A 26980-nucleotide genomic window follows, 5' to 3' on the forward strand; every position below is an offset into this window, starting at 1 on the left:
CCGCGGCGGCCCTCCCCGTGCCCGTCACCACCGCTCCCCCATCGCGCGGTCGTCTCCTCTTCCCGTACCGCGCCACCCACCGGGAGGCACATCATGGGCGAGAAGACGCACACACACCCCGGGGCCGCCGGAGGAGTACCGGCGGCCGGCCACCCCTCCGCCGTACGGAACGTGGTGCTGGTCGGCCACAGCGGATCGGGCAAGACCACGCTGGTCGAGGCCCTGGCCCTGACGGCTGGGGCCGTCAACCGGGCGGGCCGGGTCGAGGACGGGGCGACCGTCTCCGACCACGACGAGATCGAGCGGCGCCGACAGCGTTCCGTACACCTCTCGCCGGTCCCGGTGGCGTGGGACGGCTGCAAGGTCAATCTGCTGGACACCCCTGGTTACGCCGACTTCGTCGGGGAGCTGCGGGCCGGTCTGCGGGCGGCGGACGCGGCCCTCTTCGTGGTCTCGGCGGCCCAGGAGGCCGAGTCCGTGGCCGCGACCACCCGGGCGGTGTGGGAGGAGTGCGCGCTCGTCGGAATGCCCCGGGCGATCGTCGTCACCCATCTCGACACCGCCCGTACCTCCTTCGAGGAGATGACCCGGATCTGCGCGGAGACCTTCGGCGGGGACGATCCCGACGCCGTACTCCCGCTCTATCTGCCGGTCCTGGGCCCCGAGGGCGCCGACGGGCACGCCCCGCTCACCGGGCTGACCGGGCTGCTCACCCAGCGGATCCTGGACTACTCCTCCGGGGAGCGGGCCGAGCTGGCGCCCACGCCCGGCCAGGCGGAACCGCTCAAGGAGGCCCGCGACCGGCTGATCGAGGGGATCATCGCCGAGAGCGAGGACGAGTCGCTGATGGAGCGGTACCTCGACAGTGAGGGTGGCGGCGACATCGACATGTCGACCCTGATCGCGGACCTGGAACGGGCCGTCGCACGGGGCACCTTCTTTCCCGTGCTGGCCGCAGCCCCAGCGGCCGAGGGCGCCCGGCAGGGCATCGGCACGGTGGAGCTGCTGGAGCTGATCACGCGCGGCTTCCCGACCCCGCTGGAGCGCACCCCGCCCGTCACCACCACCCCGTCCGGCGAACCCAGGACCACCCCGGCCTGCGATCCTGAGGGCCCGTTGCTCGCGGAGGTCGTCAAGACGTCGTCCGACCCGTACGCGGGCCGCGTCTCGCTGGTCCGGGTCTTCTCCGGCACCCTGCGGCCCGACGACACCGTGCACCTGTGCGGCCACGGCCTGGACGCGGCGGGCCACGAGCCGCGTCCCTGCCACGAGGCGGAGATCCGGGTGACCGCGCTGACCTCGCCGTTCGGCCGGCAGCAGCACCCGGTGGACCGGTGCGTCGCGGGTGATCTGGCCTGCGTGGCCCGGCTGGGCGAGGCGGAGACCGGTGACACCCTCTCCGCCGCCGGCGAACCGGTCCTCATCGAGCCCTGGTCGACCCCGGACCCGCTGCTTCCGACCGCCGTCAGGGCGCACGGAAAGGCCGACGAGGACAAGCTCTCCCACGGGCTGGCCCGGCTGGTCGCGGAGGACCCCACCCTGCGCCTGGAGCAGAACCCGGACACCCACCAGGTCGTCCTGTGGTGCCTGGGCGAGGCCCACCAGGAGGTCGCCCTGGAGCGGCTGCGCAGCCGCTACGGCGTCCAGGTGGACGCCGAACCGCACCGGGTCGCACTGCGTGAGACGTTCGCCGGGCGGGGGGCCGGGCGCGGACGGCACGTCAAACAGTCCGGTGGGCACGGCCAGTTCGCCGTCTGCGAGATCGAGGTCGAGCCGCTGCCGACGGGCAGCGGCATCGAGTTCGTGGACAAGGTCGTCGGCGGCTCGGTGCCGCGCCAGTTCATCCCGTCGGTGGAGAAGGGCGTACGGGCCCAGGCCGCCCGGGGCCTCGCCGCCGGGCACCCGCTCGTCGACGTACGCGTCACCCTGCTCGACGGCAAGGCGCACTCGGTGGACTCCTCCGACGCCGCCTTCCAGACCGCGGGGGCGCTCGCCCTGCGCGAGGCCGCGGCGGACGCCCGCGTCCAGCTCCTGGAACCGGTCTGCGAGGTCACCGTGCTGGTCCCCGACGACTACGTGGGCCCGGTGATGAGCGACCTCTCGGGGCGGCGCGGCCGGGTGGTGGGCACCGAGCAGAGTCCGGGCGGGCGCGTCCTCGTACGGGCCGAGGTGCCGGAGACGGAGATCGGCCGGTACGCCCTCGACCTGCGCTCCCTGACCCACGGCACCGGCCGTTTCGACCGCGACCACGCCCGGTTCGAGGCGATGCCGCCGCAGCTCGCCGACCGGGTCCGCGCGGAACAGGGGGGCCGGTCGCCCGGCGCGTGACCGGCGCACTGTCGCAAACACCGCCCGCGTCCCCCGAGGTGACGGGCGGTGCGGGGATCCGGACGATACGCTGTGCTCGCAGCTCAGAAGGTATGCCGCGTACGGTAGTTGGGCACACCCGCAGGAGCAGACCGTGCGGCGAGTGGGGGCGACAGTGGCCAACGACGTATTCGACTTCTCACCCGGGGCCCAGATCCCGGTCCAGGGGTCCGGCGGCCAGTCGGTGGCGACCAACGCCCTGGCCTCGGCCGCGTACCGCGACAGCCCGGTGGACGTGATCCTCGATGCCAACAGCGAGTGGCACAAATCTGATGTGAAGCCGGGGAGCTCCAAGCTCTTCAAGTCCGACTACTTCAAGCCCAATCTGGGCGAGGCGTTCTCCCGCGCCGTCCAGGAACGGATGCTGGGCGGCTCCCGCAAGGCGCTCATCCAGTCCTTCGGCACCGATCCGCAGACGGTGGTGGAGCACTGCCTGTCGGCGACCAACCTCCGCAAGGCGCGCGACACCCGGCTCACGCTGGTGACCGCGGTGTTCGGCTTCCTGTTCCTGCCCGGGATGATCCTGTGGGTCATCGCGTTCCGGATCAAGGACGCCCTCGCCAAGTCCAAGGACGCCGCGTTCCGCGCGGTCGGTACGGTGCTGCTCGCCGTGTTCGGGATCGGCGCGCTGATCCTGATGTGGAAGCTGCCCACGGACCGGTTCTGGCCGCTCTACGCCCGGGGTGCGCTGATCGCCCCGCTGATCGGCTGGTTCCTCGCCAAGCGGATCGCGGAGACCTCGGCCAGGGATCTGCGGGCCCGCTGGGACGGGCTGCTGTCCGGCACCGGGGTCATCGCCAAGATCCCGGAGGCGGTGCCGAAGAACCCCAACGAGACCGCCCGCGAGGCCCTGCGCCAGGGGTTGGAGAAGCTGTCGGCGGAGCAGCAGTCCAACGCGGTCTTCTACGCCGGGCCCAAGGGCATCCTGGGTATGGGCACCCGGTGGGGCAACTGGCAGCTGGCCGAGGAGCTGACCCCGAAGGACCCGACGAAGGAGATCCACCAGTTCCGCAGCTGGGACCTGATCCGGATCATCCACGACCAGCTGAAGATGCTGGAGCGCGGCCCGCTGAACACCGGCGGCTTCCCCAAGCCGTCCGTGAAGCACTGGATCGTCTCCCCCATCGGTGAGAACGCCGACGCCGTCTCCCGCCCCGAGGGTGAGGACGTGGCGACCTTCCAGGTGAAGCCGCACGAGATACAGCGGATCTGCAACCACCAGCAGTTCGGCAGCGGTGACCGGCACTATCTGGGCGTGCAGTTCACCCTCTGGGACGGCCAGCTGGTGATCACCATGATGATCACGGTCACGGTGCTCCACGAGACGCTGCGCATCGAGGTCAGCGGGCACGCGCTGGGACCGCTGCACGCCCTGTTCCTCGCCAAGCCCGCGGCCCGGACGAAGACGGTCAACAAGACCGTCAGGTTCTGGGAGACCCGGGAGATCCAACTGCCGGTGGTGGAGGCCAGAGAGGTCGTCCGGCTCGCCCTGCGGGCGCCCTTCACCTGGTATCCGCCGCTGCTGGACCACCTGGGCGGGAAGATAGTGCTTCCGGAGCCCTTCGGACTGCGGCACGCCTGGGCCGCCAAGCCGTGGAACCACCGCTTCATGGCGGACGACGCGATGCGCGCGGCCACCCCGGTGCTGCGCGTGGTCCACTCGGCGGCGATGCGGGTCCTCGCGGAGAACGGCGTGGACACCGAGCGCTTCGACAACCGCTCGATGATACTGAGCGGCCTCGTCCAGGACCCCTCCCCGCGTAAGGCCGACGTCTACGACGCCTAGGTGTCCGCACAGAGGAAGGGCCCCCGCCGGTCGTCCCGGCGGGGGCCCTTCCTCTGTGCGCGCTCGCAGCCTCAGCCGGCCGGCCAGGCGCCGGCCAGCATCGCCCGGGTGTCCCCCAGCAGCTGCGGCAGCACCTTGGTGTGGCCGATGACCGGCATGAAGTTGGTGTCCCCGCCCCAGCGCGGCACCAGGTGCTGGTGCAGATGGGCGGCGATCCCGGCGCCCGCGACCGAGCCCTGGTTCATCCCGATGTTGAATCCGTGCGCTCCGGAGGCGGCGCGCAGGGCCGCCATCGCCCGCTTGGTGAAGTCCGCCAGCTCAGCCGTCTCCGGTCCGTCCAGCTCCGTGTAGTCGGCCACGTGACGGTAGGGGACGACCATGAGGTGCCCGCCGTTGTACGGGTAGAGGTTGAGCACCGCGTAGACGTGCTCGCCGCGCGCCACCACGAGGCCGTCCTCGTCGGATTTCGCCGGAATCGAACAGAACGGGCAGCCGTCCTCGACCCCCGGGCCGCTCGGCTTGTCCTGGCCCTGGATGTACGCCATCCGATGGGGCGTCCACAGACGCTGAAACGCGTCGGGCGTCCCCACGCCGATCTGCTGCTCCGGCTCACTCGTCATGCCGATCAGCATATTGCGTCACCCGCGCGGAGCGTGTCGCCGGGGCCGCACCCGGGGCCGCCCGGCGATGCTGAGGCGATAAGCCAGCGACCCGCCCCCGAGGCCCCCGCCCGGCTGACCCGCTGGGAGCAGCGCACGGAGATCCCGCTCTTCGCCGCCTCACTGCTCTTCCTGGCCGGGTACGCGGTCCGGGTCCTGGCCCCGCACGACACCCAGCCGTGGCACGACATCGCCCTGATCCTGGTCTGGTCGACGTGGCCGCTGTTCCTGGCGGACTACGCGGTACGGCTGCGCCTCAGCGGCCTGGGCGCCCGCTTCGTCCACACGCACGGGCTCGACACCGTGGTCCTGCTGCTGCCGCTGCTGCGCATGGTGCGGGTCTACCAGGCGGTGCAGCAGCGCTCCGACCGGCCGCGGCTCAGCCTGTACGCCAGGGTGATGACGTACGCGGGCCTGACCGCCGGCCTGCTCGGCTTCTCCGCCGCGCTCGCGGTCTACCACCTGGAGCGCCTGGCCCCCGGTGCCTCGATCCGGACGTTCGGGGACGCGGTGTGGTGGGCGTGCGCGACGCTCACCACGGTCGGTTACGGGGACACCACACCGGTCACGTTCTGGGGGCGGACGGTGGCGGCGGGCCTGATGGCGTGCGGTCTCGCCCTGCTGGGGACGGTGACGGGGTCGTTCTCGTCCTGGCTGATCCAGGTGTTCACCCGGGAGGACGAGAAGCGGCCCCCGGAGCGCGGGTAGCGCTCCGGGGGCCGTCGTCCACGGCCGGATCAGACCTGTACGCGGTCCTCGACGGCCTTGGCGATCTTGGCGAGGGCCTCGTCGACCGGGATGCCGTTCTCCTGCGAACCGTCGCGGTAGCGGAAGGAGACGGCACCGTTGGCCATGTCCTCGTCACCAGCGATGATCATGAAGGGCACCTTGGCCTTCTGCTGGTTGCGGATCTTCTTCTGCATCCGGTCGGAGGAGGCGTCCACGTCCACCCGCAGCCCCTGCTTGCGCGCCTTGGCGGCGAACTCCTGGAGGTAGGGGATGTGGGCGTCGCCGATCGGGATGCCGACGGCCTGGACCGGGGCGAGCCAGACCGGGAAGGCGCCCGCGTAGTGCTCCAGCAGCACGGCGAAGAAGCGCTCGATGGAGCCGAACAGGGCGCGGTGGATCATCACCGGGCGCTGCTTGGAGCCGTCCGGGCCGGTGTACTCCAGGTCGAAGCGCTCCGGCAGGTTGAAGTCGAGCTGCACGGTCGACATCTGCCAGGTGCGGCCGATGGCGTCCTTGCACTGCACGGAGATCTTCGGGCCGTAGAACGCGGCGCCGCCCGGGTCCGGGACCAGGGGCAGCCCCTGCTTCTCGGCGACCTGGCGGAGCGTCTCGGTGGCCTCCTGCCAGGTGTCGTCCGAGCCGACGTACTTCTCCGGGTCCTTGGTGGAGAGCTCCAGGTAGAAGTCGGTGAGCCCGTAGTCGCGGAGCAGGTTCAGCACGAAGGTGAGCGTGCGGTCGAGCTCCTCCGCCATCTGCTCCTTGGTGCAGTAGATGTGCGCGTCGTCCTGCGTGAAGCCGCGCGAGCGGGTCAGGCCGTGCACGACGCCCGACTTCTCGTACCGGTACACCGTGCCGAACTCGAAGAGGCGCAGCGGCAGTTCGCGGTAGGAGCGGCCGCGCGCGTCGAAGATCAGGTTGTGCATCGGGCAGTTCATCGGCTTGAGGTAGTAGTCCACCCCGTCGTCGAGCTGCATGGGCGGGTACATGCCGTCGGCGTACCAGTCCAGGTGGCCGGACTTCTCGAAGAGCTTGCCCTTGGTGGCGTGCGGGCTGTAGACGAACTCGTAGCCCTCCTCCTCGTGACGGCGGCGCGAGTAGTCCTCCATGGCCCGGCGGATGACGCCGCCCTTGGGGTGGAAGACCGCGAGGCCGGGGCCGATCTCGTCGGGGAAGGAGAAGAGGTCCAGCTCGTTGCCGAGCTTGCGGTGGTCGCGCTTGGCGGCCTCCTCCAGGAACTCCAGGTGCGCCTTCAGCTCGTCCTTGGTCGGCCAGGCGGTCCCGTAGATGCGCTGGAGCATCGGGTTCTTCTCGCTGCCGCGCCAGTACGCGGCGGCGTTGCGCATCAGCTTGAAGGCCGGGATGAACCGGGTGGTCGGCAGGTGCGGACCCCGGCAGAGGTCCTTCCAGCACAGGTCACCGGTCTTGGCGTCCAGGTTGTCGTAGATGGTCAGCTCGCCGCCGCCCACCTCGACGTCCGCGCCGTCGTCCGATGAGGCGGAACCCTTGATGCCGATGAGCTCCAGCTTGTACGGCTCGTCGGCGAGCTCCTCGCGGGCGGCCTCGTCGGAGACCACGCGGCGGGAGAACTTCTGGCCCCGCTTCTGGATCTCCTGCATCTTCTTCTCGATGGCCTTGAGGTCCTCGGGGGTGAACGGCTTCTCGACGTCGAAGTCGTAGTAGAAGCCGTCCTTGACCGGCGGGCCGATGCCGAGCTTGGCCTCCGGGAAGAGCTCCTGCACGGCCTGGGCCATGACGTGCGCGGTGGAGTGGCGCAGGATGTCGAGGCCGTCCTCGGAGGAGATCTCCACCGGCTCGACGCTCTCGCCGTCCTGGAGCTCGTAGGAGAGGTCCTTCAGTTCGCCGCCGATGCGCGCGGCGACGACGGTGCGCTGACCGGGGAAGAGCTCGCCGGCCGTTGTGCCCGTCGTCACCACGTGCTCTTCCCGCTCGGAATCGCGTTGGATGATCACACGGACGTCTGACACCGGTCTCTCCTGACTGAGGGGGTGGCCCGCCCGGTAGTGGGTAGCCGCTATGGATCGTACCGAGCCGTACGGTCCCGATGCGAACGCCTTCCCCCTCGTCAGGCTTCCTCCCCCGCGCACGCCTCCTCGAAGAAGTCCACGTTCTCCTGGAGCGACTTCATCAGCCGGTCCCGCTCGGCCTCGTCGACCTGGACGGGCGCGACCTGGCACGCCCCGGTGAGCCGCCGGAACCCGCCCCGCCGCTCCAGCCGCCCCTCCACCCGCAGCGGCAGCCCGACGAGGTGGGCGTGGCCCGCGATCCGGTACGCCTCCTCGTCCAGCTCCACCCGTACGTACGCGATCTCCGCCCCCGCCAGCACCCGCAGCCGTACGATCCCGGCGCCGCGCGGCCCCGAGCGGCGCAGCCGGACCACCGCGCCGGTGATCCGGACCGGGACGGCGGGCTCCTCGCGGAGGTAGCGGGCCCCGGCGGAGCGCAGGGCGGGCAGGTCGCCCGGGGAGAACTCGACCGGTGCGGGGCGGGCCGGGCAGCCGTCCGGGGTACCCGCGGCGGGCGCCCACCGCAGGTCGATCCCGGCCCCCTCCGTACCGCGCACCAGGCTCACCAGGGCCTCGGTCAGCTCCCGGCTGACGCCCGCCGCCACCGCGCTGTCGAAGGCCTCCATGCCGCCGGTGGCCCGCTGGTAGTCCACGGCCTCGCGGGTGGCGTGCAGGGCGTGGCAGAGCTGGACGGCGACGGCTCGTCCGGTGGCGACGGGGACGAACGCGGTGAGCCGGCGGCCGCCCGGCGCCGGCCCGATGAGCGTCCCGTCCAGCGCCGCCCGGGCCTTCCTGCGGTGCCGGGCCCCGTGGTAGCCGGCCCGGCCGCGGGCGGCGAGCGCTCCGGCGAGGAGGATCTGCCGGGCCGCCGATCTCAGCTCCTCCGCCTCGGCCCACCCCGAGGCGCCCGCCACCGCGGCCGCCGACTCGGGGACCTCGCGCCACCAGCGGATCTCGTCGCTGGGGACGGCGAGGGAGACCAGGATGGACCGGGCGGACGGGGCGGCGCTGTGGGAGAGCGCGGCGAGCGCCTCGGCCAGCAGGTCGCCGGTGTCGGGCAGGGCGGTGTTCTCGGGGACCAGCAGGCTGGCGCCGGCGGCCGGTCCGGGCGGGGACCAGCGGCTGTACCGCCCGGCCGCGCCGCCGCGCCGCTGCCAGCCGTAGCGGTGCAGGAGTGCGATGAGCACGGCCGGGTCGGGCAGCGGGGTGCCGTCCCCGCCCGCGCCGGCGTGATCCCTGCCCGTGACGGGGTGCGAGCGGGCACCGAACAGCTCCGCCGGGCCCGTGGGTTCGTCCATCGACCGGTGCACCAGGGTCTCCCTCCGGCCCCGACCCGGGCCATGATGTCGCAGAGTGCGCGGTCGTCGAAGATCCGTGAGATCAAGATGCGCACGGTGGTCCGGTACCGGCCGTCACCGCGTGGCCTGCCAGATTGGTCCAGTAGCAGCAGTGCCGCAGATCGAGGCTGCCGGGCCCGGCGCTCAGCCACTCGTCCTGGCTGCGGGGCACGAGCATCACCACCAGGATCTTGTGCACCGCGACCGGGCTGCGGGCGAGCTTGACGAGATGGGCGTTGTCGAGCGTGAAGGAGAACGCCCCGCCCGCCGGGTGCGGCGGTATCTGGTAGGTGCACTTGAGCTGCACCTTGATGGTCACCTCGTCGTCGACGGTGTGGGTGGCGGAGCCGTGGCTGACGTGCCAGTCGATGCCGTTGTCGGGGAAGGGCTGGGACAGCGAGCATCCCGCCGCCGCCGCGACGGCGTGCAGGTAGCCCACCTGGAGGGTCTCCATGCAGGCGGTGGTGGCGAGGGAGCCGCGCAGCGGTGCGTTCCGCTGCTCCACCGGCCCGAACCCTTCGGCGCGGGCGGTCCCTCCTGGGTCGGGCTGCGCGAGCGCCATGGCTCCGTATGCCTTCCGGGCGTGCTGATCGGCGGCAGGCCCCTGCCGAGAGGATGCTGACGGAGCATCAGTGCAGACGGACCGGGGAGCAACTTCCGCCCCCTTCCCTTGTGTTGTCACCGCAGGAGAATGCCCGCAAACGGCGTATCAGGCAAACAGCACGGGTATCACCGATATCGGGCAGAGGAATCACTCCATCTGCCGTGCGGGTGCGAGGAGTTCGGGGATGATGCACTGGTTCGAAGGGCCGCTGGCCGCTTTTGACACGGAGACGACAGGCGTGGACGTCGAGCAGGACCGGATCGTTTCGGCCGCTCTCGTCGCGCAGGACACGACGGGCGGACGCGTCCGCGTCACCCGCTGGCTGGTCAACCCGGGGGTCCCGGTGTCCGCCGGGGCGACCGGGATCCACGGCCTGACCGACGGCCACCTCCAGCGCAACGGCCGTTGGCCCGCGCCGGTGATGGACGAGATCGCTCGTTCGCTGGCCGAGCAGTGCGCCACGGGCCGCCCCCTGGTCGTGATGAACGCGCCGTTCGACCTGACCCTGCTGGACCGCGAGCTGAAGCGGCACCGGGCCTCGTCGCTCGCCAGGTACATGGCGGACGTGCCGCTGCGGGTGGTCGACCCCCGGGTGCTGGACAAACACCTGGACCGCTACCGCAAGGGCCGCCGCACGCTCACGGACCTCTGCGAGCTGTACCAGGTGCCGCTCGACGGGGCCCACGACGCGGCGGCCGACGCCACGGCCTCGCTGGAGCTGGTGCGCGCGATATGCCGGCGCTTCTCCTCCCGGCTGGAGCGGCTCTCCCCGGCCGAGCTGCACACCCTCCAGGCCACCTGGCACGCGGCTCAGGCGCGCGGCCTGGAGGCGTGGTTCGCCCGGAGCGGGACGCCGGAGGCGGTGGACCCGGCATGGCCGCTGCGCCCGGAGCTGCCCGCGGCGGCGTGACGGGTCCACCGGCGCGCACACGCGAAAGCCGGTCCGCCGTGATGCTGGCGGACCGGCTTTCCCCGGTGGGCGATACTGGGTTCGAACCAGTGACCTCTTCGGTGTGAACGAAGCGCTCTCCCACTGAGCTAATCGCCCGGGAACGGGTTGAACCATACAGGGCTCGACGGGCATCGTTCAAACCGCTTCCGGCCCGGCGGCCCCGGAACGGACACTGACGCTCCGGAACGTACACAGACGCGGAAACACGGAAACTGAGTATCCGAGCGCATGTACGAGGCCGAGGGCCGAGCCCACACTCCCGTACATGGAACATGTGCCGCCGCCCGCCGAAGAACTGGCGCTCCTCGACAGAGAACTGGCTCAGCTGGACGCCCGCCGGGCCCATCTGCTGACCCGTCGTGCCTGGCTGGTCGGCGCCTTGCAGCCGCAGGCGCCGAACGCGCCCCGCTGGGGCGCCCCGCCCGTCGGGCGGGGCTGGGCCCCCGCCCAGCCATGGGGGTCCGCACCCCGGTCCGCGAAGCCGTCCGCACCGCGCAGCGCGCAGAACGTGCTGCTGACGCTGGGCGGCCTGCTGCTGACGGTCGCGGCCGTCGCCTTCACCCTGGTCAGCTGGGGCTCGATGGGCATCGGCGGCCGGTCCGCCGTGCTGGCGCTGGCGACCCTGGCGGCGCTCACGGCCCCGGCGGTCCTGCTGCGCCGGAAGCTCGCCGCCACGGCCGAGGCGCTGGCGGCGCTGGCCCTGGTGCTCACGCTGCTGGACGTGTACGCGGTCCACGCGGTGGCGGCGCCGGACGCGGACGGGCTCACCTTCACGGCGGCGGCATCGGCGGTGCTCGCCGCGCTCTGGGCGGCCTACGGCCTGGCCCTGGGCAAGCTGTACCTGCCGCTGCCCGCCGCCGTGGTCCTCGTCCAGTGGCCGCTGTTGCTCGGGGCCTGGGCCGCCGGCGCACCGGCGATCGTGGTCGGGTGGGCGCTGCTGGCGACAGCCGTGCTGGACGGTGCGATCGCGCTGTGGGGCAGGGGCATCGGCGTGCGGGTCACGGCGGGGATCGGCCTGGCGGTGACCGGGTCCGCCGCGCTGCTGGTGGGGCTCGGGGAGTCGCTGACGGCCGACGGCCCGCTGGTGGCCCTGCTCCCGGCCGCCCTGCTGCTGACGGCGGCCGTGGCGACCCTGGCCGGGGCGTGGCGTGCTCCGGAGGGCTACGCACAGGTGGGCGGCGTGGTGGCCGGTCTGGCGGTGGTGGCGGCGGGCGGCGGCGTGCTGCGGGCGGCGGTGCCCGGGACGTGGCACGTTCCGGCGTACCTGCTCTGCGGCCTCGCCCTGCTGTCCGTCGTACGGGCCCGGCTGCCGCGGAGCGCGGGGCGCGGGCTGCTGCTGGCGGCGGGCGCGGTGGTGGCCGGTGCGCTGGTGTGGGCGCTGCCGCCGGTGGCCGCGGTGCTGCTCGGGCCGGTCCGGCTGGTCGCCGAGGTGTGGGCGGGGGCGCCGAAGGGGTTCCGGGGCGCGCTGGGGCCCTCGATGCCCTGGTCGGAGATGGTCGCGGCTCCGGTGGTCCTCGCGGTGGTGGCGGCGGGGCTGGGAGCGGGTTACCGCTGGTGGCCGTCGCTCGTGCGGGGCGCCGCTCCGCTGGTCACGCCGGGCGCGAAGGCGCGCGGTGCGGCGGGGGCGGGGGCGCTGGCCCTCGGCTGGGGGGCGCTGCTGCTCGCGGCGGCGACGCTGGGGGCGCCGTACGCGGTCGCGGTGGTCCTGGAGACGGTGCTGGTGGCGGGGCTGCTGGTGGTGGCCGTGCGGGGTGCGGGCCGGGGGGCCGGACCCGCCGTGACGGTGAGCGCGCTGGTGGGTGCGGTCGGCGGGGCGGTGAGTGCGGGGCTGCTCTCGCTCGCCTCGGAGGCGGCGACGTACACGGTGTCCGGGGCGCTGGCGGTGCTGTTCGTGGCGGCGGCGCTGCGGACGCGTGCGGGGGTGGAGCGGGCGGTGTTCGCGGTCGCCGCGGTGGTGTGGGGCACGGTCCTGACGGGGTGCGCGGCCCGCTCCCTGGGGCTCGCGCCGCACGAGGCCGCGCCGCTGCTGCTCGTCGTGCCCGCGCTGACGGTGCTGCTGGGCGCGCGGCTGCGGCTGAACCCGGTGTCGTTGCCGGTGGAGCTGACCGGGGCGTCGGGTGCGCTGGTGGCCGTCGGTCTGGCGGTGCGGGAGGCGCCGTTCCTGGCCATGGTGCTGGCCCTGTGCGGGGTGCTCGCGGCGGGAGCGGCGGTGCGTCCCGAGCGGCGGCCCGTGGCGGGGTACCTGGCGGCGGCGCTGTTCGTGGCGGCCACCTGGGTGCGGCTGGGCGCTTCGGAGGTGTCGGTGCCGGAGGCGTACACCCTGCCGGTGACGGTGCCGGCGCTGGTGGTCGGCGTACTGCGGCGGCGCGAGGACCCCGAGGCGTCCTCCTGGACGGCGTACGGGCCGGGGCTGGCGGCGACGCTGCTGCCGAGCCTGGCCGTGGCCTGGACCGACCCCGGCTGGCCGCGACCGCTGCTGCTGGGCGTGGCGGCGCTGGTGATCACGCTGCTGGGGGCGAGGTACCGGCTCCAGGCACTGCTGCTGATCGGCGGCGCGGTGCTGGCCCTGGACACCCTGCACGAGCTGGCGCCGTACGTCGTCCAGGTGGCGGGTGCACTGCCCCGCTGGCTGCCGCCGGCGCTGGCCGGACTGCTGTTGCTGGCCGTCGGCGCCACGTACGAGCAACGGCTGCGCGACGCGCGAAGGCTGAAGGACGTGCTCGGCCGGATGCGGTGAGCGGCGCCCGGTCCTGGGCCCCCGCGAGGGCCCGGGACGGGAACGCGGAAGGCCCCGGGACTTCGGAAAGTCTCGGGGCCTTCTGTCCGGGTGGGCGATACTGGGTTCGAACCAGTGACCTCTTCGGTGTGAACGAAGCGCTCTCCCACTGAGCTAATCGCCCGGGCGCACCGCAAACATTACCCCATGTCAGCGGTGCCCTCGGACCGCGCCCAGCGCTACTTCCCCACCGCCCACGGCAGGGCGAGGCCGAACTTCCAGACGTAGATCCCGACCAGCACCGCCATGATCACCAGCCCCGCCGTGGTGAGGATGATGTTGCGCCGCCGGACCTTGGGGTCGAGGGCCCGCTGGGCGGCCTCGGTGACCTTGCGCTTGGTCCAGCGCAGCACCAGCTGGGCCCAGACGAACTCGGTCGCCCAGATCGCCATGCCGCCGAAGATCACCAGCCAGCCGGGCCCCGGCAGCACCAGCATCAGCACACCGGCCACCACGACACCGAGGCCGACGACGAAGACGCCGACCTGCCAGCTCAGGTGCAGCGGCTTGGACGCCTTGATGAAGCCCGGCGCGCGCGAACCCAGCTCGCGTTCCACCTTCGTCGTGCCCCCCGTGGCGGACCCCGGGGCCGCGTTGTCGGCGGTCTCGATCCGCTCGTCACTCTCCGCGTTCATGGAGCTCAACCTACCCGACCCGTCATCGTCACTTGAATGGGCGCATGACTCAAAGTTACACACCGCCGGACGAGGGACCCGAAGCATCACAAATGGGTCAGAGGGGTTTACAACACCACCGTAGGTGGCATGTCGATTTCGCCGACGTGCGAATCCCCGAGCGCACACTGAGCGAAAGGCCCTGGCGCTTATGAACACCACGGTCAGCTGCGAGCTGCACCTGCGCCTCGTTGTGTCGAGCGAGTCCTCACTGCCTGTACCCGCGGGCCTGCGGTATGACACGGCCGATCCCTATGCCGTGCACGCCACCTTCCACACCGGAGCGGAGGAGACGGTCGAGTGGGTTTTCGCCCGTGACCTCCTTGCCGAGGGGCTGCACCGGCCCACCGGCACCGGAGACGTCCGCGTCTGGCCATCACGAAGTCACGGTCAAGGCGTCGTATGCATCGCACTGAGCTCCCCGGAGGGCGAAGCCCTGCTCGAAGCTCCGGCGCGGGCCCTGGAGTCGTTCCTGAAGAGGACCGACGCCGCGGTTCCGCCCGGCACCGAGCATCGCCACTTCGATCTCGACACGGAGCTCTCCCACATCCTGGCCGAGAGCTGAGCCAGGCCGAGAGCTGCCCGGCGCCGTCCGACTCGGGGAGACGGCGTCGCGCGGACAACCACATAGGGCAGGCACCGGCGCCGGCGCCGCGGAAACCACCGCGGTGACGGCGCCGGTGCGTGCGCCATGAGGCCGGGAGCGGGCCGGTGGCCCTTACAGGCACCCCTGCTCCCTCCGCGGGCCCGCACCGGGCCGGGGGCGGCCGGGCGAGCCAGTAGAGTCAGCCGCCACCGGCAGGCGCCCGCCCGCCGGACGGCCAGGGAGCGAAGCGTGCTGATCCCTCACGACACCCGGATCGCCCTCGACACGGTGGTCGATCTGGTGAACACCGCACCGGAGAGCGAGCTGCCGGAGGACGGCCCGACGGACGGACTCATGGACGGTCCGGAGGACGGGCTCGCCGATCTCGCGGCGCTGTACGCGTTCGCGGAGCGGCACGACATCAGCGGCGTCGGCACGCTCGGCGAGAGGGACCTGAACGCCGTGCGGGACGTACGGAGCCGGTTCGCGGAGGTCTTCGCGGCGCCCGACGCCCGTACCGCGGCCGACCTCGTCAACCGGATCGTCGCCGCGGCCGGGACCACGCCGCAGCTCACCGACCACGACGGCTACGACTGGCACGTGCACTATTTCGCGCCGGACGCCTCACTCGCCGACCACCTCGCGGCGGACTGCGGCATGGCCCTGGCCTTCATCATCGTGGCCGGCGAACAGGAGCGGCTGCGGCGCTGCGAGGCGCCGGCCTGCGGGCACGCCTTCGTCGACCTCTCGCGCAACCGCTCCCGCCGCTACTGCTCCAGCCGCACCTGCGGCAACCGGCTCCACGTCGCCGCGTACCGGGCCCGGCGCCGGGAGGCCGGGTCATAAGAGGAAGAGGTCGTGCAGCGCCGCCATCAGCAGCAGACTTCCGATGACCGTCAGGAAGATCATCAGGGGTGGCTGGGAGAGCGCGAAGAGGCAGCCACGGGGCTCTTCGGCAGGGGGTGCGGGGGCTTCGCCCCGGGATGTGTCCACCATCTCGGGGTGATCATGACTCACCCGGGACCCGGTTGGCGGCCAACCGTCGTGATTCACCCGGGAGTTCACCGTCCCGTGGCCCTCAGGATTCGCTCCGGCGTCCGAGTTGCCGTCGGGTATTCGAGGGGTTCTCGCCCGGTGGATGGCACGGGTGGTCAGATGCCGTGCTTCTTGAGGATCGCCTCGATGTCGCTGAAGTCGTCGCCGGGGGCCGCGGCCTCCTGCCCTTTCCTGGGCTTCGCCGCCGCTGCCGCCGGCCGGGCCTGGCTCCCGGCGCCGAGCGAGGGCGCGGAGGCGCCGGGGGCGACGGCCTCGTTGCGCTCGGCGGCCCGCGCGGCCTTGCGCTCCGCGCGGGTGCTGCCACGGCGGCGTTCGACGGCACGCGTGGTCATGAAGAGCACCCAGGCGAGGCCGAGAACGCCGAAGCCGATCCAGACGCTCGGCTTGAGGGCGATGCCCGATACCCACGCGACGACGCCGGTCAGGACGAGCCCGACGGGTACGAGGGAGTAGGCCGCGATCCTGGTCGCGGTGAGGAAGCGCTTGCGGTAGGCGGTGACCGCGGCGATGCCCAGGCCCGCCGCCGACGCCGCGGAACAGATGGTCTCGGCAAGCATCGGGGCCTCCAGGCGCACGGGGGAACGTCCCTTCCATCCTGCACCGACCACCGGTGTCGGGGCCACGGCGCCGGTCCACTTCAGGGACATTTCAGGGCCGGGCTCCTCCGCAGGTCCTGGTCACCGGTCTGCGGGCGCGGGACCGCGGGCACGGGTCGCGGGCACGGGTCGCGGGCACGGGTCGCGGCGTGGGCCTGCCTGCGTGGGCCTGCCTGCGTAGGCCTGCCTGCGTAAGCCTGCGGGCACGGGCCTGCCCGCGTAGGCCTGCGGGCGTCGGTCGCGGTGCCGGTCTCAAGCTGTCCGCCGGGCCTGGAAGACTGGTTCCATGAGCGATTCCATCCCCTCGGCACCGGTCGTCCTCGACATCTGGTGCGATCTCGAATGTCCCGACTGCCACCAGGCCCTCAGCGATGTGCGCGCCGTACGCGCCCGCTACGGGGACCGCGTGGAGATCCGGCTGCGGCATTTCCCGCTGGAGAAGCACAAGTACGCCTATGCCGCGGCGCAGGCCGCCGAGGAGGCCACCGTCCAGGGGCAGGACTGGCCGTACATCGAGGCGCTCCTGGCCAGGACCGGGGACCTCGCCGCGTCCGGTGAGCCGGTCCTCCTCGACGTGGCCCGCGAACTGGGCCTGGACGTAGAGGAGTTCGACACCGCCCTGATCGACGGCCGGCATCTGCTGATCGTCGACGCCGACCAGGCCGAGGGCAAGGCGATCGGGGTCACCGGCACGCCCACCTATGTGATCGGCGACGAGCGGCTGGACGGCGGCAAGAGCCAGGAGGGGCTGCGCGAGCGGATCGAGGAGATCATCGACGCCCGGCTGGCCGCGCGGGGCTGACGCCGGCCTCCGGCGGGCTGAGGGCCTACAGCGCCTTGGCCAGGTTGTACCGCGTCGTCGCGTAGCCGAGGGACTCGTACAACCGCAGCGCCGGGGTGTTGGCGGCGAAGACGTGCAGGCCGAGCCGGCCGAGGCCCTGGGAGCGGGTCTCGTCCTCGGCCAGGAGCATCAGGGCCCGCCCGAAGCCGCGGCCCCGGTGCTCCTCGCGCACCTCGACGTCGAAGACGAACCCGGCTGTCCCTCCCGGCTCCAGCTCCCGCAGGGCCAGCCAGAGACGGCCGACCACCTCGCCACCGTGGACCAGGACCCGGAACCGCACCCCCTCGGTGGCCAGACCGTCCGGCAGGTTCCCGGCGTGGTCGGCCTCAGACTTGAGCCGGGCATGTTCGGGCGGTACGCCCCGGTCCATCCACTGCTGCGCGTACGCCCGTACCGCCTCGCGCAGCCAGTCCGCGTACTCCTGCTCGCTCATCGGACGCGAGGTCAGGCCCCCGGGGAGCGGGGTGGTGTCCGGGCCGAGGTCCTTGACCATGTTGCGGCTGCGTTCGGTGTAGCCGAGTGCGGCCGCCAGCCGCCGGGCGGGCTCGTTCTCCGCCGGGACCTCGGTCCGCACATGGGTGCAGCCCCACCCCCGCAGCACCTCCTCGGCGGCGAGCGCGGCGATGGTGCCCCGGCCGCGCCTGCGCCGGTCCTCCTCGACGCTCAGGGAGCGCACCACCCCGGCCGAGGCGCCGAACGCGTCGTCGGTGCTGATCGAGACGGCGCCGACGGGCCGGCCGTTGTCGCACACGTCGTAGGTGCGCGCCCGCGAGCCCGCGGCGCCTTGCTGAAGCGGCCCGGACGGCCGGAGTGTCGTGGTCATCAAGGGTTTGTATCCCCTGGACGGCCCCGCGTCACGCGTTTTTCCGGCCCCGCCGCGTGCCCGTCACGGGTCCAGGTCGTTCCCGGCCCGTTCGTCGAAGATGCGCATGGCCTTGGCCGTGACCGGCCCGGGCTCCGGCGCCAGCTCCCGGTCGTCGACGCGGTGCACGGCCTGGATGTCGCGGAGGGTGGAGGTCAGGAAGACCTCGTCGGCCTCGGCGAGCACCTCCATCGGGAGGTCGCTCTCCTCGGCCCCGGTCCACTCCACGGCGAGCGCGCGGGTGATTCCCGCGAGACACCCGGAGGCGACCGGCGGGGTGTGGATGCGGCCGTCCAGCACGACGAACACGTTGGACCCGGTTCCCTCGCAGAGCCGGCCGGCCGTGTTCGGGAAGAGCGCCTCCGAGGCGCCCCGCTCGTGGGCCCGGGCGAGGGCGACGACGTTCTCGGCGTACGAGGTGGTCTTGAGCCCGGTGAGCGCACCGCGCTCGTTACGGGTCCAGGGGACCGTGATCACGGCGGTGGTGTCTGGGCGACGGCTCACCCCGTCGAGTGCGACGACGAGGCTGGGCCCGGCGGTGCCCCGGTCCGAGCCGAGCGGGGAGAGCCCGCCGGTGTAGGTGATCCGCAGCCGCCCCAGCGCTACGGGGTTGGCGTCGATGACCGCCGCCGTGGCGCGCCGGACCTCGTCCAGGTCCGGGTCGGGCAGACCGAGGCCGCGCGCGGAACGGGTGAGGCGGTCCAGGTGGCGGGTGAGGGCGAAGGGCCGGCCCTCGCTGGTGCGGACCGTCTCGAAGATGCCGTCGCCCACGGTCAGCCCGTGGTCGAGCACCGACAGCCGGGCATCATCGGCATCCCGCAGTCCGCCGTTGACCCAAATCCTCATGACGTGGTCCTTCCTGTCTCCTCGAACGTGCCCGACGCTACAGCCAGCAGCCGCGACGCCTTCAGTTCGGTCTCGTCCCATTCGCGCTCCGGGTCGGAGCCCCATGTGATGCCGGCGCCGGTCCCGAAGCGCAGGATCGGCGCGGAACCGGTCCGGTCGATCCAGAAGGTCCGTATGCCCACCGCCAGCGAGGCGGCGCCCCGGTCGGCGTCCACCCAGCCGACCGCGCCGCAGTAGGGACCGCGCGGGGACCGCTCCAGCTCCTCGATGATCCGCAGCGCGCTGGACTTCGGCGCCCCGGTGACGGAGCCGGGCGGGAACGCCGCGGCCAGCAGCTCCGGCCACCCCGCCCCGCCGGCCAGCTCGCCCCGCACGGTGGAGACGAGGTGGACGAGGCCCGGATGCTTCTCCACCACGCACAGATCGGGGACGGTGACGCTGCCGGTCGCGCAGACGCGGCCCAGGTCGTTGCGGACCAGGTCGACGATCATGACGTTCTCGGCGTGGTCCTTCTCCAGCAGATCGTCCTCGGTGCGCCCGGTCCCCTTGATCGGCCCGGACTCGACGGTCCGCCCGTCGCGGCGGAGGAAGAGCTCCGGCGACGCGGTGGCGACCTCCACCCCGTGCCCGGGCAGCCGGATCGTTCCCGCGTACGGCGCCGGGTTGCCGCGCGCCAGCAGGGCGGTCAGCGCGTCGACATCTGCGCGGGCGGGGTCGGGCAGGGGAGCGGAGAGGACCCGGCAGAGGTTGGCCTGATAGACCTCGCCCGCCGCGATGTACGCGCGGATCCGCCGTACGCCCGCCGTGTAGGCGGCCCGGTCCAGCGAGCTCGCCCACTCCCCGTCGGCGGGCCCGCGCCAGGCTCCGGGCACGGGGGCGGGCACCTCCTCCCGGTGTACGGAGGAGAAGCGGGCACAGACGGTACGGCCCTCGAAATCGGCGCATACCGCCCAGAAACCGGACGAGTCAAGCGCCGTGGGATCGTTGGTCACGTCCTGGAGACCTGAGGCGACGAGGCCACCGAAGCGGGCCATGGGAGCGAGGGGGAACACCCTGACGAGTCTAGGACCGCCCGCGGTGACCTGCGTCGGGACGATGGTACGGCGGCAAGCTGCGCAAACGCGTTTTTGTACTGGCCCAGGAATCCGCTAGAGTTCAACACGTCGCCGGGACGCGCAAGCGGTCCGGGAAAGACAAGCGGACGTAGCTCAGTTGGTAGAGCGCAACCTTGCCAAGGTTGAGGTCGCCAGTTCGAACCTGGTCGTCCGCTCGCAGAAGATGGGGGATCTTCCCGAACCCCCGTCCCTGGTGGAGTGGCCGAGAGGCGAGGCAACGGCCTGCAAAGCCGTCTACACGGGTTCAAATCCCGTCTCCACCTCCAAGGACGATTAGCTCAGCGGGAGAGCGCTTCCCTGACACGGAAGAGGTCACTGGTTCAATCCCAGTATCGTCCACCGGTCCGCAAGGATCATGGGTCCGCGAGGATCCCCGCGCGATTAGCTCAGCGGGAGAGCGCTTCCCTGACACGGAAGAGGTCACTGGTTCAATCCCAGTATCGCGCACGCAGTGCACCAGCAGTACACGCAGGGCCACCCCGCGCGATTAGCTCAGCGGGAGAGCGCTTCCCTGACACGGAAGAGGTCACTGGTTCAATCCCAGTATCGCGCACCACCGAGAACCCCCGGCCGTCTCCACGGCCGGGGGTTCTTGCGTCGTACTCGGTCCTCCCCGGAGTTTCAGGAGGAGAACAGCATCCGGCCGAAGCCCTTCTGGCGGTGGTGGCCGTAGTGCCCGCCGTACCCGCCGCCGTGCTGCGGGGCGCCCCAGGCGGGGGCGTGGGCGGGCGGGGCCGCCTGCGGGTAGGCCTGCTGCGGGGCGGGCGGCGGGGGCGGGGCCTGCTGGGCCCACTGCGACTCCAGGCGGGTCAGCGACTCCAGCTCGCCGTAGTCCAGGAATATCCCCCGGCAGCCGCTGCACTGCTCGATCTGGACCCCGTTGCGGTTGTACGTCTGCATCTGCGCGTGACACTTGGGACACTGCATCATCGGCTCGGCTCCTCGCCCTCGTTGTGCCGCCGCCGGAATGTCTACCCGGCCGCGGTCCGTTCACCCTACGTCGTCGGCCCGGTCGCCAACTCGGGCGGGATCGTAGCGATTCGCGCACAGGAATCGATCATCAGCTGCTCCATCCCGTCCGGCTCCCGGTTCTCCGCGGCGCACTTGACGAGGGCGACGGCGGCCGTCTGGACCGTCAGCGCGCGGGCGGGGACGTCCAGGTGCGCCCACGGGTCCCCCGCGGCGGGCACGGCAGGCCCCCCGGCGGACCGGTAGGCGTCCAGGAACAGCAGCCAGTCCTCCGGGGCCAGCACCCCGGCCGCGTACCAGGCGGCGGGGCGGGCGAGGTCCCAAGCCGGGTCCCCCTGACCCGCGTCGTCCACGTCGATGAGCAACCAAGGCCCGTCCGGGGCGGGATGGCGGACGAGCTGTCCCAGGTGCAGGTCCCCGTGGCAGAGGAAGCGGGATCGCGCGGCGGGGGGCACGGCCTCCCCCCGGGCCCAGGCGGGCAGGGCGTTCCAGGCGGCCTGTACGGGGAGGACCGCTCCGTCGCCGGGGAGGGCGGCGGTCATCCGGGCGACCGCCCGTACCGCCTTGACCGGGCCGCGCATCGGCGGGAGCGGGAGCGGCGGGAGGGTCCGGTGGAGGCGGGCGAGCAGGACGGCGGCTTCGGCCCAGGGGGCGGCGTCGGGGTCCTTGGGGTCGACGGGGACGCCGTACGGCCAGAAGGTGACGGGGCGGGGGGTGGTCGTCCTCGTACCGGACGTCTCCGGGGTGCTGAGCGGCGGGAGGAGGATGCCGGTCAGCTGCGGCGCGGAGGCGAGGGCGAGACGGGCCGCCAGGGCATCGCGGTCGGAGTCGGCGGGGTGGGCCTTGGCCACGACCGGGCCGCTGCGGACCACGGTGCCGTCCGGCCGGTCCGCCAGAAGCTGGGGCGGCCGGCAGGCGCAGGGAGTGGCCGAGGGGTGGTGCAGGCGGTGCGCCAGGGTGCCCAGCTCACGGATGACCGACGCGCGAGCGGCTGAGTCACGGAGGGCCGTGTCACGGAGGGCCGTGTCACGGAGGGCCGTGTCACGGAGGGCCGTGTCACGGAGGGCCGTGTCACGGAGGGCCGTGTCACGGAGGGCCGTGTCTCGGAGGGCCGTGTCACGGAGGGCCGTGTCACGGAGGGCCGTCTCACGGAGGGCCGTCTCACGGAGGGCCGCCCTGTGAGCGGCCGACTGGTGGGTGGCCGCCTCATGGCCGGCCGGCCCGCTGTCGGCTGTCTCGCGGGTGGCTGACCCGAGGTCGGCCGGCCCGCTATCGGCCGACCCGCTGTCGGCTGTCTCGTGGGTGGCTGGCCCGAGGTCGACCGGCCCACTATCGGCCGACCCTCTGTCGGCTGTGTCGTGGGTGGCTGACCCGAGGTCGGCCGGCCCGCGGACGGCCGGCTCTCGGTCGGCTGCCTCGCGGATGGCTGACCCGCGGTCGGTCGGTTCTCGGTCGGCTGACGTGGTACTCAACAGCTCCCCCGGCGGCGGCGGTCGGTCCCGGCCCTGCCACCGGTCCCTGCTGAGCGTACGCCGCGGGCGGGGCGGAGGGCGGCAGGGGCCGTGCGGCCTGTGAGGGCGTGCGGCCTGGCGCGTGCGGCCACAGACCGTGCGGCTTGTCGTGTGCGGACGTGGGGTCGTGCGGCTGCGGGCAGGGGCCGGCCTCGCCCGGTTCGTAGCGGCGGGCACCCGACCCCTACGGGAAACCGGTCCCGGACAGCGCGATGCCCGGTCAGCTCCCCAGCTGACCGGACAAACGCTGCCGTCCGCCGCACCCCCGTCCCCACGGGGCTGTTGGCCCGATACCCGGGTCCGGACCGCTCTTCCGGACCCCGGGCGCCGCTCAGCGCCCCAGCATCACAGCCACGGACGACGCCTGTGTGACCACCGCGTCCCAGCCGCCGAAGGCGACCACGAGCAGGGCCGCCAGGGGAAGAACCATGGCCGTAGCCACCAAGGGATGACGGGTGCCGGACGGGCGGGCGCCGAACGAGGCATAGGCCCTGCGTCCCTGCGTGCGGATCATGGTCCGCGATGCCGTGTCCGACATGGTTTCTCTCCTGACCTGATGTGGAGCGGCGGGCGTGTGACCTCGGGGGGACGAGTGCTGCACCCGCCGCTTGATCCCAACATTAGGTAACCGGCGAGCACAGGGCGTCATGCCCGCGTACCGAATGCTGGGCCTCCCGGAGGATGAGCCATCGGCAGTCGGCGTACTCCCCTGGGTGGAGACGGTCCACGCGACCCCGGGGTCATCCCGGAGGGGTCGCAGGGGGGACAGCACCCGGGGAAGGGTTCCGTCGGGTGACTTCACTCACTTCCCGCGCCCTCCGAAGGAGGGGGGGTTGCGCTCCTCGGTAGCCCCTCAAGGCCGTCACCGAGTACGTCCCGGTGGTATCCGTGATCTCCCCGACCGGCTCGTCCCGGCCACCGTGGCTCGATCCAACGCCCCTTGTTCGACAGCCCTTTGTCGCGCCGCCCGGGCCGACGAGCCGGGCAGGACCGCCCCCTGACCGTTCTTCACGTCTCCCGCCGGGCGCGGGCAATCGAATCCCGGGCGAGGGCGCGGCCTCTGAGCGCGCCGGGCGCGGGGTACGTAAGCTGTGCCTCGTCAGGCGGACGAGGCAGCGGGGATGGGCAGACGATGGCGATGATGCGGCTCCGGCGCGAGGACCCGCGTCTCGTCGGCTCGTTCCGGCTGCACCGACGGCTCGGCGCGGGCGGCATGGGAGTGGTCTACTTGGGCTCCGACCGGCGCGGCCAGCGGGTGGCGCTGAAGGTGATCCGGCCCGACCTGGCGGAGGATCAGGAGTTCCGTTCGCGGTTCGCCCGCGAGGTGTCCGCCGCGCGGCGGATCCGGGGCGGTTGTACGGCCCGGCTGGTCGCCGCCGACCTGGAGGCGGACCGCCCGTGGTTCGCCACGCAGTACGTCCCCGGCCCCTCCCTGCACGACAAGGTCGCCGAGGAGGGCCCCTTGGCCGCGGCCGAGGTGGCCTCGATCGGCGCGGCGCTCTCCGAGGGCCTGGTCGCGGTGCACGAGGCGGGCGTGGTCCACCGCGATCTGAAGCCGTCGAACATCCTCCTCTCCCCCAAGGGCCCCCGCATCATCGACTTCGGCATCGCCTGGTCGACCGGGGCCAGCACGCTGACCCACGTCGGTACGGCGGTGGGGTCGCCCGGCTTCCTCGCACCCGAGCAGGTCCGGGGCGCGGCGGTGACACCCGCCACCGACGTCTTCTCGCTCGGCGCGACCTTGGCGTACGCGGCGATGGCCGACTCCCCCTTCGGGCACGGCAGTTCCGAGGTGATGCTCTACCGCGTGGTGCACGAGGAGGCGCAGCTCCACGGGGTGCACGACGCGCTGGCTCCTCTGATCAGCGCTTGTCTGGCGAAGGACCCGGAGGAGCGGCCGAGCACGCTCCAACTGTCCATGCGGCTCAAGGAGATCGCGGCGCGCGAGGCGCAGGGCCTGCACGAGGGCCGGCCGCCCGCCCAGCGCTCGGCCCAGGAGGCCGACCGGCCCACCGGCCGGCTGGAGGGCCCGTACACCGAGCAGCACCCCCGCCGCGCGGAGGGACCTTCGACCGGCCGCCCGCAGCAGGGCCGGCGTCCCGCGCCCTCGCGTTCGGGGGCGCCCCGCACCGGTGGGTCCCGGCCGCAGCGCTCCACCACGGGGTCCGGGAAGCGGCCGGGCGCGACGAACGGCAGGCCGGGGACCCGTTCCGGGGCGGCCCGTACGACCTCGGCGGGGCGCCGTCCGGCCAATCCTCGGCTGCTGCGCCAGCGGCTGGTGGTCTTCGTGGTGGTGACGCTGCTGGTGGCGCTGGGGATCGCGGCCGCGCAGGGGTGCCAGGGGCCGGCGCGGGGGCTGGGCGGGAGCGAGCAACCGGAGCGGGTGCCGCAGATGCGGGCCGGGTCCGTCTGACCCGTGTCAGCTCTCCGGGCGGCCCGTCGCCACCGCGTAGAAGGCGACCGCGGCCGCCGCGCCGACGTTCAGTGAGTCGACGCCGTGCGCCATCGGGATGCGGACCCACTCGTCGGCGGCCATCAGCGCCTTCGTGGAGAGCCCCTCACCCTCGGCGCCGAGCATCAGCGCGACCCGCTCCAGCCGGTGCGGGGCCGCCTCGTCGATGCTGGTGGCCTTGGGGTCGGGGGTGAGGGCGAGGAGCCGGAAGCCCGCTTCCCGTACCGTCTCCAGGGTCTTGGGCCAGGCTTCCAACCGGGCGTAGGGGACGGAGAAGACCGCGCCCATCGAGACCTTGACCGAACGCCGGTAGAGCGGGTCGGCGCAGTCCGGGGAGAGCAGGACGGCGTCCATGCCGAGGGCGGCCGCGCTGCGGAAGATCGCACCGATGTTGGTGTGGTCGTTGACCGACTCCATGACCACCACCCGGCGGGCGGTGGTGAGGAGTTCGTCGGCGGTGGGCAGCGGCTTGCGCTGCATGGAGGCGAGCGCACCGCGGTGGACGTGGTAGCCGGTGACGCGTTCGGCGAGCTCGGGGGCGACTGCGTACACCGGGGCCGGGACCTCGTCGATGACGTCGCGCATGACGTCGACCCACTTGGCGGAGAGCAGCATCGAGCGCATCTCGTACCCGGCGTGGCGGGCACGTCTGATGACCTTCTCGCCCTCGGCGATGAACAGACCCTCGGCGGGCTCGCGCCGTCGCCGCAGCTCGACGTCGGTCAGACCGATGTAGTCGCTCAGGCGCGGGTCGTCGGGGTCGTCGACGGTGATGAGATCTGCCACAGGGTGATACTGCCTTGTCCGGTGTGCGGTGCCAACGCCTGGGATGAGATGCGTAACCGCGGGTTACTTGGTTGCGGGGGTGTTGCGGTGCGGCGGGTGCCGGGGGCCGGTGCGGCGGGTGCCGGGGGCCGTGGTCATCCGGCCGGCGGCTGGTCCGGCTGAGGTGCGGAGTGAGGACCGACCGCGACGACATCGCCGATGACGATCACGGCGGGCGGCCGCACGTCCTCGGCGACCGCTCGTTCGCCGACGTCCGCGAGGGTCGCGTCGACCCGGCGCTGGGCGGCGGTGGTGCCCTCCTGGACGAGGGCGACCGGGGTGGCCGGGTCCTTGCCGTGCGCGATCAGGGCGGCGGCGATGGCGCCGATCTTGTCGACGGCCATCAGCAGGACGAGGGTGCCGCGCAGCCGGGCGATGGCCTCCCAGTCGACCAGCGAGCGCGGGTCGTCAGGGGCGACGTGGCCGCTGACCACGGTGAACTCATGGGCCACCCCTCGGTGGGTGACCGGGATGCCGGCCGCTCCGGGGACGGAGATGGTGCTGGAGATGCCGGGGACGATCGTGCAGGGGATGCCCTCGGCGGCCAGCGCCTGGGCCTCCTCCATGCCGCGGCCGAAGACGAACGGGTCGCCGCCCTTGAGCCGGACCACGGCCTTGCCCGCCTTGGCGTGCTCGATCAGCGCCTGGTTGATCGCCTCCTGGGCCATGAACCGGCCGTACGGGATCTTCGCGGCGTCTATCACCTCGACGTGCGGGGGCAGCTCGTCGAGCAGGTCACGGGGGCCGAGGCGGTCGGCGATGACCACGTCGGCCTCGGCCAGGAGGCGGCGGCCGCGGACCGTGATCAGGTCGGGGTGGCCGGGGCCACCGCCGACCAGGGCGACACCGGGGGCGTGGTTCCGGTGGTGCGGGGCGGCGATGGTGCCGTCGCGCAGGCCCTCGACGATGGCGTCGCGGAGGGCGGCGGAGTGCCGGGGGTCGCGGCCCTGGGGGGTGGTGTTGAGGACGGCGACGGTGATGTTCCCGATGCGGCCGGTGGCCGGGGTCCAGGCCGTCGCGGCCTCGGCGTCGTCGGCCCGGACGCACCAGGTGCGGGTGCGCTCGGCCTCGGCGGATGCGGCGTCGTTGGCTGCGGTGTCGGAGGAGGCGACCAGGGCGTACCAGGTGTCGGCGAGGTCGCCGTCCTGGTAGCGGCGGCGCTCCCAGCGGATCTCGCCGGCGTCCGCCATGGCCTCGACGGATGGGGTCGCGGACGGGGAGACCAGCGTGATGACGGCGCCGGTGGCGATGAGCTGCGGCAACCTGCGCTGCGCGACCTGGCCGCCGCCGATGACGACGGTGCGGCGGCCGTGCAGGCGCAGTCCGACGGGGTACGCGGGGTGATCGGCGTGGTCGGTGCGACCAGCGCTCTCGGCGTGACCTGCGTGGTCTGCGTGCTCGGCCATGGCGGTG

At 72.8% G+C, this 26980-nt stretch carries 23 protein-coding genes, 7 tRNA genes and 1 pseudogene; 14 read left to right on the forward strand and 17 right to left on the reverse strand.

Annotated features, from left to right (window positions below; genetic code table 11):
- Positions 1-93 precede the first annotated feature (93 nt).
- Both ACIQAK_RS15300 and ACIQAK_RS15305 read left to right on the forward strand, forming a co-directional pair.
- Entirely contained in the window at positions 94-2328 is a 2235-nt protein-coding gene (locus ACIQAK_RS15300) for an elongation factor G-like protein EF-G2 (RefSeq protein WP_366389850.1), read from the forward strand.
- Positions 2329-2482: 154 nt separating this feature from the next.
- The gene (locus ACIQAK_RS15305; protein WP_366389849.1) at positions 2483-4153 is read left to right on the forward strand and encodes a hypothetical protein; all 1671 of its coding nucleotides are present in this window, start codon (positions 2483-2485) and stop codon (positions 4151-4153) included.
- Between the two features lie 71 nt (positions 4154-4224).
- On the opposite strand, the gene ACIQAK_RS15310 is transcribed toward ACIQAK_RS15305, so the two are convergent.
- On the reverse strand, positions 4225-4785 hold the full coding sequence (locus ACIQAK_RS15310; protein ID WP_366389848.1) for an HIT domain-containing protein: 561 nt from the start codon (positions 4783-4785) through the stop codon (positions 4225-4227).
- A 66-nt stretch (positions 4786-4851) separates the two neighbouring features.
- Between ACIQAK_RS15310 and ACIQAK_RS15315 the strand changes: the two genes are divergently transcribed.
- Positions 4852-5520, forward strand: coding sequence for an ion channel (locus ACIQAK_RS15315; protein ID WP_366389901.1), 669 nt, complete (start codon positions 4852-4854; stop codon positions 5518-5520).
- Positions 5521-5549: 29 nt separating this feature from the next.
- Here ACIQAK_RS15315 and thrS read toward each other — a convergent pair whose 3' ends face one another.
- The 3 genes and pseudogenes from thrS to ACIQAK_RS15330 form a co-directional block, all read right to left on the reverse strand.
- A complete protein-coding gene (thrS, locus tag ACIQAK_RS15320; RefSeq protein WP_366389847.1) occupies positions 5550-7526 on the reverse strand; it encodes a threonine--tRNA ligase in 1977 nt (658 codons plus the stop codon).
- A 98-nt stretch (positions 7527-7624) separates the two neighbouring features.
- Entirely contained in the window at positions 7625-8875 is a 1251-nt protein-coding gene (locus tag ACIQAK_RS15325; RefSeq protein ID WP_366389846.1) for a hypothetical protein, read from the reverse strand.
- 2 nt (positions 8876-8877) lie between these two features.
- A pseudogene (locus tag ACIQAK_RS15330) lies at positions 8878-9464 on the reverse strand (DUF4365 domain-containing protein); the annotation flags it as partial.
- Positions 9465-9690: 226 nt separating this feature from the next.
- Between ACIQAK_RS15330 and ACIQAK_RS15335 the strand changes: the two are divergent.
- Positions 9691-10416, forward strand: coding sequence for a 3'-5' exonuclease (locus ACIQAK_RS15335; protein WP_366389845.1), 726 nt, complete (start codon positions 9691-9693; stop codon positions 10414-10416).
- Between the two features lie 66 nt (positions 10417-10482).
- Here the strand turns inward: ACIQAK_RS15335 and ACIQAK_RS15340 are convergent.
- Positions 10483-10554, reverse strand: a tRNA-Val gene (locus ACIQAK_RS15340).
- A 169-nt stretch (positions 10555-10723) separates the two neighbouring features.
- On the opposite strand from ACIQAK_RS15340, the gene ACIQAK_RS15345 reads away from it, so the two are divergent.
- Positions 10724-13195, forward strand: a complete 2472-nt coding sequence (locus tag ACIQAK_RS15345) for an SCO7613 C-terminal domain-containing membrane protein (RefSeq protein WP_366389844.1) — start codon at positions 10724-10726, stop codon at positions 13193-13195.
- A 91-nt stretch (positions 13196-13286) separates the two neighbouring features.
- Here ACIQAK_RS15345 and ACIQAK_RS15350 read toward each other — a convergent pair.
- Positions 13287-13358: transfer RNA gene (locus tag ACIQAK_RS15350), tRNA-Val, on the reverse strand.
- Positions 13359-13413: 55 nt separating this feature from the next.
- Positions 13414-13869: a TIGR02611 family protein gene (locus ACIQAK_RS15355; RefSeq protein WP_366389843.1), complete on the reverse strand. Its 456-nt coding sequence runs from the start codon at positions 13867-13869 to the stop codon at positions 13414-13416.
- Positions 13870-14059: 190 nt separating this feature from the next.
- Here ACIQAK_RS15355 and ACIQAK_RS15360 point away from each other — a divergent pair, with 190 nt between their 5' ends.
- Both ACIQAK_RS15360 and ACIQAK_RS15365 read left to right on the forward strand, forming a co-directional pair.
- Positions 14060-14473, forward strand: a complete 414-nt coding sequence (locus ACIQAK_RS15360) for an SsgA family sporulation/cell division regulator (protein ID WP_003959770.1) — start codon at positions 14060-14062, stop codon at positions 14471-14473.
- A 270-nt stretch (positions 14474-14743) separates the two neighbouring features.
- The gene (locus ACIQAK_RS15365) at positions 14744-15340 is read left to right on the forward strand and encodes a CGNR zinc finger domain-containing protein (RefSeq protein ID WP_366389842.1); all 597 of its coding nucleotides are present in this window, start codon (positions 14744-14746) and stop codon (positions 15338-15340) included.
- On the opposite strand, the gene ACIQAK_RS15370 is transcribed toward ACIQAK_RS15365, so the two are convergent.
- Together ACIQAK_RS15370 and ACIQAK_RS15375 are read right to left on the reverse strand one after the other, a co-directional pair.
- Positions 15335-15490 (reverse strand): hypothetical protein, encoded by a 156-nt coding sequence (locus ACIQAK_RS15370; RefSeq protein WP_164711272.1) that lies wholly within the window; start codon positions 15488-15490, stop codon positions 15335-15337. The two genes, ACIQAK_RS15365 and ACIQAK_RS15370, sit on opposite strands and share 6 nt — an antisense overlap.
- 155 nt (positions 15491-15645) lie before the next feature.
- Positions 15646-16107 (reverse strand): hypothetical protein, encoded by a 462-nt coding sequence (locus ACIQAK_RS15375; RefSeq protein WP_366389841.1) that lies wholly within the window; start codon positions 16105-16107, stop codon positions 15646-15648.
- A gap of 325 nt (positions 16108-16432) precedes the next feature.
- Here ACIQAK_RS15375 and ACIQAK_RS15380 point away from each other — a divergent pair, with 325 nt between their 5' ends.
- Positions 16433-16948, forward strand: a complete 516-nt coding sequence (locus ACIQAK_RS15380) for a DsbA family protein (RefSeq protein ID WP_366389840.1) — start codon at positions 16433-16435, stop codon at positions 16946-16948.
- Between the two features lie 25 nt (positions 16949-16973).
- Here ACIQAK_RS15380 and ACIQAK_RS15385 read toward each other — a convergent pair whose 3' ends face one another.
- From ACIQAK_RS15385 to ACIQAK_RS15395, 3 genes are all read right to left on the reverse strand, one after another.
- A complete protein-coding gene (locus ACIQAK_RS15385; protein WP_366389839.1) occupies positions 16974-17810 on the reverse strand; it encodes a GNAT family N-acetyltransferase in 837 nt (278 codons plus the stop codon).
- A gap of 63 nt (positions 17811-17873) precedes the next feature.
- Positions 17874-18695, reverse strand: a complete 822-nt coding sequence (locus ACIQAK_RS15390; protein ID WP_366389838.1) for an aminodeoxychorismate lyase — start codon at positions 18693-18695, stop codon at positions 17874-17876.
- On the reverse strand, positions 18692-19729 hold the full coding sequence (locus ACIQAK_RS15395; RefSeq protein ID WP_366389900.1) for a chorismate-binding protein: 1038 nt from the start codon (positions 19727-19729) through the stop codon (positions 18692-18694). The genes ACIQAK_RS15390 and ACIQAK_RS15395 overlap by 4 nt, the downstream gene beginning before the upstream one ends.
- Before the next feature lie 163 nt (positions 19730-19892).
- On the opposite strand from ACIQAK_RS15395, the gene ACIQAK_RS15400 reads away from it, so the two are divergent.
- The 5 genes from ACIQAK_RS15400 to ACIQAK_RS15420 all read left to right on the forward strand — a co-directional run bounded on the left by ACIQAK_RS15400 (position 19893) and on the right by ACIQAK_RS15420 (position 20366).
- Positions 19893-19965, forward strand: a tRNA-Gly gene (locus tag ACIQAK_RS15400).
- 37 nt (positions 19966-20002) lie between these two features.
- Positions 20003-20076: transfer RNA gene (locus ACIQAK_RS15405), tRNA-Cys, on the forward strand.
- Between the two features lies 1 nt (position 20077).
- Positions 20078-20149: transfer RNA gene (locus ACIQAK_RS15410), tRNA-Val, on the forward strand.
- A 36-nt stretch (positions 20150-20185) separates the two neighbouring features.
- Positions 20186-20257 (forward strand) — tRNA-Val (locus ACIQAK_RS15415).
- Positions 20258-20291: 34 nt separating this feature from the next.
- Positions 20292-20366: transfer RNA gene (locus tag ACIQAK_RS15420), tRNA-Val, on the forward strand.
- Between the two features lie 65 nt (positions 20367-20431).
- Here ACIQAK_RS15420 and ACIQAK_RS15425 read toward each other — a convergent pair.
- The 3 genes from ACIQAK_RS15425 to ACIQAK_RS15435 all read right to left on the reverse strand — a co-directional run bounded on the left by ACIQAK_RS15425 (position 20432) and on the right by ACIQAK_RS15435 (position 22828).
- Positions 20432-20740 carry a zf-TFIIB domain-containing protein gene (locus tag ACIQAK_RS15425; protein ID WP_366389837.1) on the reverse strand — a complete coding sequence of 103 codons (309 nt, stop codon included), beginning with the start codon at positions 20738-20740 and terminating at the stop codon, positions 20432-20434.
- Positions 20741-20805: 65 nt separating this feature from the next.
- Positions 20806-21753: a phosphotransferase family protein gene (locus tag ACIQAK_RS15430; protein ID WP_401848215.1), complete on the reverse strand. Its 948-nt coding sequence runs from the start codon at positions 21751-21753 to the stop codon at positions 20806-20808.
- Between the two features lie 868 nt (positions 21754-22621).
- Entirely contained in the window at positions 22622-22828 is a 207-nt protein-coding gene (locus tag ACIQAK_RS15435; RefSeq protein WP_366389836.1) for a hypothetical protein, read from the reverse strand.
- Between the two features lie 594 nt (positions 22829-23422).
- On the opposite strand from ACIQAK_RS15435, the gene ACIQAK_RS15440 reads away from it, so the two are divergent.
- Positions 23423-24703: a protein kinase domain-containing protein gene (locus ACIQAK_RS15440; RefSeq protein WP_366389835.1), complete on the forward strand. Its 1281-nt coding sequence runs from the start codon at positions 23423-23425 to the stop codon at positions 24701-24703.
- Between the two features lie 6 nt (positions 24704-24709).
- Here the strand turns inward: ACIQAK_RS15440 and ACIQAK_RS15445 are convergent, their stop codons facing one another.
- Both ACIQAK_RS15445 and cobA read right to left on the reverse strand, forming a co-directional pair.
- Positions 24710-25528 (reverse strand): RNA methyltransferase, encoded by an 819-nt coding sequence (locus ACIQAK_RS15445; RefSeq protein ID WP_366389834.1) that lies wholly within the window; start codon positions 25526-25528, stop codon positions 24710-24712.
- A 134-nt stretch (positions 25529-25662) separates the two neighbouring features.
- Positions 25663-26973 carry a uroporphyrinogen-III C-methyltransferase gene (cobA, locus tag ACIQAK_RS15450; protein WP_366389833.1) on the reverse strand — a complete coding sequence of 437 codons (1311 nt, stop codon included), beginning with the start codon at positions 26971-26973 and terminating at the stop codon, positions 25663-25665.
- Positions 26974-26980 lie beyond the last annotated feature (7 nt).

The organism is Streptomyces sp. NPDC088706 (genome assembly GCF_044752765.1).
GTDB lineage: Bacteria > Actinomycetota > Actinomycetes > Streptomycetales > Streptomycetaceae > Streptomyces.